We start from the raw sequence: 8,586 nt of genomic DNA on the forward strand, positions 1-8,586 counted from the left end.
TTGCATCACCCGGCGGCGCAGGTCAGAACGGCGCCATGACTGAAAAAACCGTATTGATCACCGGCTGTTCCACGGGCATCGGCTATGACGCGGCCCATGGGCTTCGGGCGCGGGGTTGGCGGGTGTTTGCCTCTTGTCGCAAAGAGGCCGATTGCGCGCGCCTGCGCGGTGAGGGCTTTGACAGCCCGAGGATCGACTACGAGGATGAGGCGAGCATTGCCAGGGGGCTTGCCGAGGTGCTTGAGGCGACCGGCGGGCGGCTTGATGCGCTGTTCAACAACGGTGCCTATGCGATTGCCGGGCCGGTCGAGGATATCCCGACCGAGGCGATGCGCACGATCTTTCAGGCCAATTTCATCGGTTGGCATGACCTGACCCGCCGGGTGATCCCGGTGATGCGCAAGCAAGGCGCGGGGCGGATTGTGCAATGTTCCTCGGTACTTGGGCTGGTGGCGATGAAATGGCGCGGGGCCTATGTGGCGACCAAGTTTGCCGTCGAGGGCCTGAGCGATGCGATGCGCATGGAGCTGACGGGCACCGGCATTCACGTCTCGATCATTGATCCCGGCCCGATCGACACTGCGTTTCGCGCCAATGCGATCAAGCAATTCGAGAAATGGGTTGATTGGGAAAACTCCGCGCGGGTTGAGGAATATCGTGAAACCCTGCTCGATCAGCTTTACAAAGGCAGCAGCAAGGGCCCGCAATGGCCCGCCTCGGCGGTGACCAAAAAGCTTGTGCATGCCTTGGAGGCAAAGCGCCCCAAGCTGCGCTATTATGTGACGACGCCAACCTATGCGATGGGCGCGCTGCGCCGGGTCCTGCCTGCGCGGGCGCTTGATTGGGTTTTGAGCAAGGGCTAGCCGCTTGTCCGGCTCTTGCGTGCCGGCCGCGCATTGGGGCTGCGTCACGTTTTCGCTTTCGCTTTTTGTTCCGGCGCGCCTACAAATGGCCCCAAGGACCGACTCGGAAAGGACGATCTCATGCTGCAAGACCCGCTTTTCATCCTCGTGGCCGTTGCCTGTATTGCCGTTGCGGTGATTCTGATCCGAGGGATCAGCAGTTTTGGCAAAGAGGGGGTCGAGAACGCCAAGCGGTCGAACAAATTCATGCAATGGCGCCTGATCGCGCAGGCCATTGCCATCGTTCTTATCCTGATATTCGTCTATTTCCGCAGGCAGGGGGGCTAAGCTATGGTCGTATTGAACAAAATCTACACGCGCACCGGTGACGCCGGGGAAACCGCACTTGGCAACGGGTCGCGGGTGGCCAAACATTCGGCCCGCGTGACCGCCTATGGCACCGTCGATGAGGTCAACGCGACCGTCGGCCTTGCCCGGCTCGCCGCCGCGGGCGAGACCGACGAGGCGCTTGCGCGTATTCAGAATGACCTTTTTGATCTTGGTGCCGACCTGTGCCGCCCGGATATGGACAAGGACGGCGATGCCGAATATCCGCCGCTGCGCGTGGCGGCGAGCCAGGTTGACCGGCTTGAGGCCGAAATCGACGCGATGAACAAGCATCTTGAACCGCTGCGCAGTTTCATTCTGCCGGGGGGGGCGGCGCTTGCGGCGCATCTGCATCTTTGTCGCACCGTGTCGCGCCGGGCCGAGCGGTTGACGGTGGAACTTGCAACGATTGAACAGGTCAATGAGGCGGCGGTGAAATACCTTAATCGCCTGAGCGATTGGTTTTTTGTTGCCTCGCGCATGGCGAATGATGGCGGCAAGGACGATGTTTTGTGGGTTCCGGGCGCGAACCGCTGAAAGCGGCCAAGCGCCCACTTGCAACACTCTCGCAAGATTCTTGCGCTCAAAACCGGAAACGCGACGTCGTCAGACGCCAACGTGACGATTTTGCCCTGTTTCACCTGCGCCAGACCCGGTATCAACGCGCAAGATAGCTTTACAGAAGAGTCGTCGGCTCTTCATCAAACCGAGGGAGACCATGCCAATGAAGGTGCTTGTACCTGTCAAACGCGTGATCGATTACAACGTGAAGGTCCGTGTCAAGGCGGACGGCAGCGGTGTCGATCTAGCCAATGTCAAAATGTCGATGAACCCGTTTGACGAGATTGCCGTTGAAGAGGCCATTCGCCTTAAAGAGGCCGGCAAGGCCGACGAGGTGATCGCCGTATCCATCGGCGTCAAGCAGGCTCAGGAAACGCTGCGCACCGCGCTTGCGATGGGCGCGGATCGCGCGATTCTGGTGATTGCCGCCGATGATGTTCACACCGATATCGAGCCTTTGGCGGTCGCCAAGATCCTCAAGGCGGTGATCGACGAAGAACAGCCCGGCGTCGTACTCTGCGGCAAACAGGCGATCGACAACGACATGAACGCCACCGGCCAGATGCTCTCGGCGCTGTTGGGCTGGAGCCAGGCCACCTTTGCCTCCAAGCTTGATATCGACGGTGACAGCGCCGTCGTGACCCGCGAAGTGGATGGCGGTCTTCAGACCATCAAGGTGACGATGCCGACCATCGTGTCGGTCGATCTGCGCCTGAACGAGCCGCGCTATGCGAGCCTTCCCAATATCATGAAGGCTAAGAAAAAGCCGCTGGATGAGAAAACCGCCGCCGATTACGGCGTCGATGTCACCCCGCGTCTTGAAATCACCGGCACGTCAGAGCCTGAATCCCGCGCGGCTGGGATCATCGTAGGTTCGGTAGACGAGCTTGTTGCAAAACTCAAAGAAGCGGGGGCCGTGTAATGTCTGTTCTACTTCTCGCAGAAGTCACCGATGGCGAACTCTCGCTGGATGCCACCGCGAAGGCCGTAACAGCCGCCGAAAAACTGGGGGATGTGACGGCGCTGTGCTGTGGCGCATCTGCCGCGGCCGCCGGTGAAGAGGCCGCGAAAATCGCGGGCGTTTCCAAGGTGTTGGTCGCCGAGGATGCCTCGCTTGGTCACCGTCTGGCAGAACCCACTGCGGCGCTGATTGTCAGCCTTGCCGGTGATTATAGCCATATCGTTGCCCCGGCCACGACCGACGCCAAGAACGTGTTGCCGCGTGTGGCGGCGCTCTTGGATGTGATGGTGATCTCTGACGCTTCCGGCGTTGTGGATGCCGACACATTCGAGAGGCCGATTTACGCCGGCAATGCCATTCAGACCGTGAAATCGCGGGATGGCAAAAAGGTCGTGTCGTTCCGCACCTCGACGTTTGACGCCGCTGGCGAACAGGCCGCCGCCCCGGTCGAGACGATTTCCGCCGCCGCCAATCCCGGCCTGTCGGAATGGGTCGAAGACAAGGTCGCGGCCTCGGATCGCCCCGAACTGACCTCGGCGGGTGTCGTGGTATCGGGCGGGCGCGGTGTTGGCTCAAAGGACGACTTTGCGCTGATCGAAAGCCTCGCGGACAAGCTTGGCGCCGCTGTGGGTGCATCGCGCGCTGCGGTCGATTCGGGCTATGCGCCGAACGATTGGCAGGTTGGCCAGACCGGCAAGGTCGTTGCCCCCAACCTCTATGTTGCGGTCGGTATTTCCGGCGCGATTCAGCACCTTGCGGGCATGAAAGACAGCAAGGTCATCGTCGCCATCAACAAGGACGAAGAAGCGCCGATCTTTCAGGTCGCCGATTTCGGCCTGGTCGCGGACCTGTTCACGGCCGTACCCGAGCTTGTCGAAAAGCTGTAAACCCGGCCTCGCCGGTTGAATTGAAAAGGCCCGCGCAGATAATATGCGCGGGCCTTATTTGTAGTCTCACCTATTTGCTAAGCACCTCAGTCAGCGTCGGCAAGAGCGCCTTTGACGCCTCGGCATGGGCCAGCGGACCGGGCAGATCGGCGGCGACCGCCTCTTCCATCGGGGCAAATCGCATGCCGCGCGTGCCCTGATCGCGCGCGGCGCGGCTTATCACCACCTCAACCACCCGCGCGGCGCGCGCGCCAATGGCATTCAGCATCGAGCGGCTGACAAAGGCCGGGTCATTGGCAATATCGGCCGGGCCATCGCCGCGCCCGGGTTTGTGCCCGGCGAACCACAGTAACACAACGGGCCGCTCAAGCCGCGCCAGAAGCTGTTCCATGCGTTCGACCCAGGTTTCCTGTAGCCCCTCGCGCAACACCGAAAAGCGCTCCGGCGCGATCTGGTTCAGCTGCGCCATCATGTGGCGGGTAAAGTGAAATTCGGTGAAGTCCACCTCGGGGAAAAGCCGTCGCATGCGATCCGTTGCTTGCAAGAACCGGTCATTGCGGCGCGGATGCACCCGGTAAAACGGATTGGACAGGTTCATCGCACAGGGAAGCTGAAGGATCACCGCCCTGGCGCCCCGCGCGAGATCAACAAGACCGTCATCCATTAAAAACGCATCGACCCCGGCATTGGCCCAGCCGAAGTTGACGCAGGTCACGCCCAATTGCCGTTCAAGCAGATCGGGATAAGGCCGCTCAATGAATTTGCCGTAGGTTTCCGTGCCGCCAAGACAGGCCACATAATCCTTGTTCAAGACCCGTTGCGGCCCACGAAACAGCAGTTTTGATGTCCCATAGCGCACAGGCATATAGTCGACGGGCTGACGCCCCATCCGTTCAAAGGCCATAACGCCCCCCATGTTTAACTCACCCGTCCCAAGGATTCGCGTAAATCCATTGAGAATTTCCTAAAGCTAAAATTAACCCCTGTTTTTAGTGGTTTCCGGCTCTTGCAGCCTGGCCCTGACGGGGCCTATGCTAGGCGCGAACAACGGCAGGGGCGGGCAGATGGATATTGCGAAAATCGGCGTGGTCGGCGCGGGGCAGATGGGCAACGGGATCGCCCATGTGATGGCGCTTGCGGGCTATGATGTCCTGCTCAACGATATCAGCGGCGAGGCGTTGCAAAATGCCGTTGCGCTGATCCGCAAGAACCTTGACCGTCAGGTCAGTCGCGAGAAAATAAGCCAGGACGAGATGGATGCGGCGATGGCGCGGATCGCCACCACCCAGACACTGACTGATCTTGGGGCAACCGATCTGGTGATCGAGGCCGCGACCGAACGCGAGCCGGTCAAACAGGCGATTTTCGATGAGTTGCTGCCGCATCTTCAGCCCCATACCATCCTGACCTCGAACACCTCGTCGATCTCGATCACCCGGCTGGCAAGCCGCACCGACCGACCGGAAAAATTCATGGGGTTTCATTTCATGAACCCGGTCCCGGTGATGCAGCTGGTCGAGCTTATTCGCGGCATCGCCACCGACCGTGAAACCTACGATTCTTGCCTTGCCGTGGTTGAAAAGCTTGGCAAGACCGCCGCCTCTGCCGAGGATTTCCCGGCCTTTATCGTCAATCGCATCCTGATGCCGATGATCAACGAGGCGGTCTATACGCTCTATGAAGGGGTCGGAAACGTCAAATCAATCGACGAGTCGCTCAAGCTTGGCGCCAACCATCCGATGGGCCCCTTGGAGCTGGCCGATTTCATCGGTCTGGATACCTGCCTCGCGATCATGAACGTGCTGCATGACGGGCTGGCCGATACCAAATACCGGCCCTGTCCCTTGCTCACCAAATATGTCGAGGCCGGCTGGCTCGGACGCAAGACCGGGCGCGGGTTCTATGACTATCGCGGCGAAACACCAGTGCCCACGCGCTAGCGCAACCGCTGGCTTTCATCTTTCCATAAATACTCCCGCGCGGAGCGCACCTAAACCGGCTCTGCCTCAAGCCAGACACCGCCTTCGGGGCGCAGCGTCAGGATCATCACTGGGTTCGGGTCGCGCCCGGCCACCGGGGTAAAGCGAAAGCGTGACAAGAGCGTCGCCAGAATGATGACGGCCTCTTGCAGGGCAAAGCTTGCCCCGATGCAAATCCGCGGCCCGTCGCCAAATGGCAGGTATGCATAGCGCGGCACCGCCTTGCGATCAACGAAACGATCCGGGCGAAATCTGTCGGGATCGTCCCAGAGCAGGTGATTGCGGTGCAGCGCATAGATCGGGATGATCACCGTGTCGCCGGGCCGGATGTCGCGGCCGCAAAGGGTATCGGCGATCTGTGCGGTGCGCGATATGATCCCCGCCGGTGGATAGAGCCGCAGGGCTTCGTCGATGATCTGGCGGATATAGGGCAGCCTGGCCACATCCTCGTCGGTGGCGGCGCGGCCCTCCAGCACGCTTTGCGCCTCGGCGCGGGCGCGGTCCTGAACGCCCTGATCATAGGCACAAAGATAGAGCGACCATGACAAGGCCAACGCGGTGGTTTCGTGGCCTGCGACGATAAAAGTCAAGAGGTTGTCACGCAGTTCGGCCGTGTTCATCTTGCGGTGGGTCTCGGGGTCTTCGCCCTCGATCAGCAGATCAAGCAGATCGGGCACGCCCTCTGGCCCACGCGCCCGACGCGCCTCGACGGCCTCGTCGGCGACGCGTTTCATTGCCGAAACACTGCCCCCCGACATGATCCGCGCCGGGCGCGGCACCCAGTCGGGCAGGCCCAGAATATCAAACAAGGAAATCTTGCCGGCATCCGAGATATAGGCGTCAATGCCGCGATGCACCACATCGGCGTCAAAGGTGCCGTCATCGGAAAAGGTGACATCGGCGATGATGTCAAAGGTGGTGCGCACCATATCGGCGGCCATATCCACCGCTTGGGGACCGGCCTCGGCGATGCGCGCACAGGATCGTTCGGCGGCGGCGGTCATGATCGGGGCAAGAGCCATCATGTTGCGATGCGAAAACACCGGCGCCGCCGTACGTCTCTGCCAACGCCAATGCGCGCCCTCGGCGATGAAAAGTGATTCGCCGATTGCCGGGCGCAGCAGGTTTTTGGTGACCAGAGACTTGGGGTAATCGTCGAGGTTTTCCAGAAGCATCCGGCGGATTGCATCCGGGTCCATCACCATGTGCCACCGTTTTCCGGTGCGCCCCGAGACCATCGGCTGGCGGGTGGCGATGTCGGGGATGATCGACAACACATTGGCCCGCGCCGCCTTCAGACTTGCGAAGATATTCATCGGTTCGGTGACAAGCGGCACTTTCACGGGATACGTGCGGGCCGGGCTGGCGGCGGCGGGGGGCGGGGCTGCGGGTTGCATCGGGCACCTCTCTGCTGGTCCCAATGATATAGGGGCGGTGCCGCATTTGGGCAAATGATTGCGAAGACCGGGCTGCTGCTGTATCGGTCGGCAACTCCATTTCCAAGGGAATATCCAATGACGCGCCTGTTCGCCCTTCTCGGGCTGGTTTTGATCACCGCCTGCACCAATCCCAATGACCTTGACGAGACACCGGCCTATCTGGGCAACTTCAGTCTTGGGCATAACGTGGTGGTTGCGCCAAACCTGACCAAGGGGCCGGCCTCGCGCGCGGCCAGCAAGGAGGAATGGATTGCGGCAATGACCAAGGCGATGACGGACCGCTTCAGTCGCTATGATGGCTCCAAACTTTATCATCTCGGGGTGAGCGTCGAAGGTTATGTTCTGGCAATTCCGGGCGTGCCTCTTGTGGCCTCACCCAAATCGGCGCTGATTCTCAACGTCACCGTCTGGGACGATGCGGCGGGCAAAAAGCTCAATGAAAATCCGCATACCGTTACCGTGCTCGAAAGCATCTCTGGTCCTGTCTTGCTTGGGTCCGGGCTGACCCAGAGCAAGGAAAAACAAATGCTGAACCTGAGCCGTAACGCGGCCAAGCAGATTCAGAACTGGCTTCAGAACCAGAATAACGATCTCGGGTGGTTCGAGGACGACGGCAAACCTGCCAAGTCCAAGGCCCGCCCCAAGGTTGCGCCCACCTCCGACACCGCCGCGACTGCGGCGGATGAGGCGGATGAGGGGTCTACTGCGGCCAGGACGGCCAGCGCCGTAGCCGCGGCCGAGGTCATCGAAGAGCCCGCCGTTGCACCGGCCGCCGCCGAGTGACGCCAAGGCGGCGCTCTATGGCCATCAGGTTGTCGGGGCAAAGGGCGCCATTCGATCTGCGCGCCCGAAAACCGCAGGAACGGCTTGATTTTCCCCGCGTAACCCAATAAACGGCGCGCGGAGTAGATAATCGGGCCGATGGGCCCCCCAACCGACAAGGCGCCCTGCACCATGGCTAAGGCAAAGTTTGACCGCTCAAAACCGCACGTAAACATCGGCACCATTGGTCACGTTGACCACGGCAAGACGACGTTGACGGCGGCGATCACCAAGTATTTCGGCGATTTCCGCGCCTATGACCAGATCGACGGCGCGCCCGAAGAAAAGGCCCGCGGGATCACCATTTCGACGGCGCACGTCGAATATGAGACCGAGAACCGTCACTATGCGCACGTCGATTGCCCCGGCCACGCCGACTATGTGAAGAACATGATCACCGGTGCGGCGCAGATGGACGGCGCGATTCTGGTTGTGAACGCGGCCGATGGCCCGATGCCCCAGACCCGCGAGCACATCCTGCTGGGTCGCCAGGTCGGCATCCCCTACATGGTCGTCTACATGAACAAGGTCGACCAGGTCGATGACGAGGAACTTCTGGAACTGGTGGAAATGGAAATCCGCGAGCTTCTGTCGTCGTATGATTACCCCGGCGACGACATTCCGGTCATCAAGGGCTCGGCCCTGGCCGCGATGGAAGGCCGTGACGAAGCGATCGGCGAAAATTCGATCCGCGAACTGATGGCGGCC

General features: G+C 60.8%; 10 protein-coding genes. 8 read left to right on the plus strand and 2 right to left on the minus strand.

What is annotated here, in order from left to right; translation table 11 throughout:
- Positions 1-35 precede the first annotated feature (35 nt).
- From BMZ91_RS16925 to BMZ91_RS16945, 5 genes are all read left to right on the plus strand, one after another.
- The gene (locus BMZ91_RS16925) at positions 36-863 is read left to right on the plus strand and encodes an SDR family NAD(P)-dependent oxidoreductase (protein WP_092841394.1); all 828 of its coding nucleotides are present in this window, start codon (positions 36-38) and stop codon (positions 861-863) included.
- A gap of 120 nt (positions 864-983) precedes the next feature.
- Entirely contained in the window at positions 984-1,190 is a 207-nt protein-coding gene (locus BMZ91_RS16930) for a twin transmembrane helix small protein (RefSeq protein WP_092841396.1), read from the plus strand.
- Positions 1,191-1,193: 3 nt separating this feature from the next.
- A complete protein-coding gene (locus BMZ91_RS16935; protein WP_092841398.1) occupies positions 1,194-1,766 on the plus strand; it encodes a cob(I)yrinic acid a,c-diamide adenosyltransferase in 573 nt (190 codons plus the stop codon).
- A gap of 187 nt (positions 1,767-1,953) precedes the next feature.
- Positions 1,954-2,712 (plus strand): electron transfer flavoprotein subunit beta/FixA family protein, encoded by a 759-nt coding sequence (locus BMZ91_RS16940; RefSeq protein WP_085826124.1) that lies wholly within the window; start codon positions 1,954-1,956, stop codon positions 2,710-2,712.
- Positions 2,712-3,638, plus strand: a complete 927-nt coding sequence (locus BMZ91_RS16945; protein WP_092841400.1) for an electron transfer flavoprotein subunit alpha/FixB family protein — start codon at positions 2,712-2,714, stop codon at positions 3,636-3,638. Before BMZ91_RS16940 ends, BMZ91_RS16945 begins: the two co-directional genes overlap by 1 nt.
- A gap of 70 nt (positions 3,639-3,708) precedes the next feature.
- Here the strand turns inward: BMZ91_RS16945 and BMZ91_RS16950 are convergent, their stop codons facing one another.
- A complete protein-coding gene (locus BMZ91_RS16950; RefSeq protein WP_092841429.1) occupies positions 3,709-4,542 on the minus strand; it encodes a DUF6473 family protein in 834 nt (277 codons plus the stop codon).
- A gap of 160 nt (positions 4,543-4,702) precedes the next feature.
- Here BMZ91_RS16950 and BMZ91_RS16955 point away from each other — a divergent pair, with 160 nt between their 5' ends.
- On the plus strand, positions 4,703-5,578 hold the full coding sequence (locus BMZ91_RS16955; RefSeq protein ID WP_092841431.1) for a 3-hydroxybutyryl-CoA dehydrogenase: 876 nt from the start codon (positions 4,703-4,705) through the stop codon (positions 5,576-5,578).
- A 50-nt stretch (positions 5,579-5,628) separates the two neighbouring features.
- Here BMZ91_RS16955 and BMZ91_RS16960 read toward each other — a convergent pair whose 3' ends face one another.
- The gene (locus BMZ91_RS16960; protein WP_092841402.1) at positions 5,629-7,014 is read right to left on the minus strand and encodes a cytochrome P450; all 1,386 of its coding nucleotides are present in this window, start codon (positions 7,012-7,014) and stop codon (positions 5,629-5,631) included.
- Between the two features lie 117 nt (positions 7,015-7,131).
- On the opposite strand from BMZ91_RS16960, the gene BMZ91_RS16965 reads away from it, so the two are divergent.
- Entirely contained in the window at positions 7,132-7,839 is a 708-nt protein-coding gene (locus BMZ91_RS16965) for a hypothetical protein (protein ID WP_092841404.1), read from the plus strand.
- 171 nt (positions 7,840-8,010) lie between these two features.
- The coding region (locus tag BMZ91_RS16970) for a GTP-binding protein (protein ID WP_143076351.1) at positions 8,011-8,586 on the plus strand (576 nt) is incomplete at its 3' end.

It is taken from the genome of Roseovarius lutimaris (genome assembly GCF_900115165.1).
GTDB lineage: Bacteria > Pseudomonadota > Alphaproteobacteria > Rhodobacterales > Rhodobacteraceae > Roseovarius > Roseovarius lutimaris.